This window comes from Vibrio sp. 2134-1, assembly GCF_033339495.1.
Window position 1 is genome coordinate 1 of the sequence record NZ_JAWOUS010000123.1, and the last position, 1114, is coordinate 1114.

3 protein-coding genes are annotated in these 1114 nt (G+C 51.3%); all 3 read left to right on the plus strand.

What is annotated here, in order from left to right; genetic code table 11:
- A partial coding sequence (locus R7R78_RS24315; protein ID WP_225474401.1) for a flagellar basal body rod C-terminal domain-containing protein occupies positions 1 to 83 on the plus strand: 83 nt, incomplete at its 5' end.
- Positions 84 to 95: 12 nt separating this feature from the next.
- Positions 96 to 827 (plus strand): flagellar basal body rod protein FlgF, encoded by a 732-nt coding sequence (locus R7R78_RS24320; protein WP_225474399.1) that lies wholly within the window; start codon positions 96 to 98, stop codon positions 825 to 827.
- Between the two features lie 25 nt (positions 828 to 852).
- On the plus strand, positions 853 to 1114 hold a 262-nt coding region (locus R7R78_RS24325), incomplete at its 3' end, for a flagellar hook-basal body complex protein (RefSeq protein ID WP_225474400.1).

Here is a 1114-nt window from a genome sequence, read left to right on the forward strand (position 1 = left end):
CAGCACAACGTAACTACCAAGCGAACGCAAAAACGATTTCGACCAGCGACAAGCTCACTCAAGCCTTGTTCAACGCGGTGTAATAGGAGCTCTGCATGGATAGCTTGTTATTTACAGCAACCTCCGGTGCAAGCCGAGTTCTTAAAGCGCAACACGTTCGTTCGAATAACTTGTCGAACGCAGATACCGCAGGTTTCCGTGCGGATATGGAACGTGTTCGTAGCGTGGAGTTACAAGGCCCGGGCTTTGATGGCCGAACCATGGTGGTCACAAACTCTGCATCAACGCGTTTTGATTCTGGCGACGTTGTGAAAACAGATCGTGCGCTCGACGTTGCCGTTATGGGTGAAGGTTACCTTGCGGTAGAGACGCGAGCGGGCAACGAGGCTTACACGCGTGCCGGTAACATTCAAATCGATACCTTTGGCGCAATGTCTATCAACGGGTTCCCGGTTGTGGGTGAAAACGGTCCGTTGGTGGTGCCTGATTATCAAAAAATCGAAATCAGTGAGCGTGGCCTTGTCTCGGTTATTCCACCGGGCGGCGGTGCAGAAATCGCAGTCGGCACATTGAAACTGGTGAAGCCAGAAATCAATCAGCTGCAAAAAGAGAGCGACAGCTTGCTTCACAGTGTTGACGGTGTGCCATTCGCAGCGGATGAAACCGTGCAATTGGCACCAGAACACATCGAAGGCAGTAACGTATCGGCGATCGATGAGCTGATCGGCGTGATGTCGCTAACGCGTAACTTCGAGATGCAAGTACGCATGATGAACACTGCAGAAACGTTGGCGCAAGCCGGTAACAAATTAATGGCGGCGAGATAAGTCTCGCCCCAAAAGGAGATAACCAATGCATTCGGCATTATGGGTAAGTAAGACAGGTATGGCAGCGCAGGACACGAAGATGACTGCCATTTCCAACAACTTAGCAAACGTAAACACCGTCGGCTTTAAGCGCGACCGCGTTGTATTTGAAGACTTGTTCTACAGCATTCAGCGTCAACCTGGTGCACAGGTGGATCAGGTAAACGAGCTGCCTAGCGGTGTTCAACTGGGTAGTGGTGTGCGCGTTGTCGGCACGCAAAAAGTGTTCACGCAAGGCAACACACAAA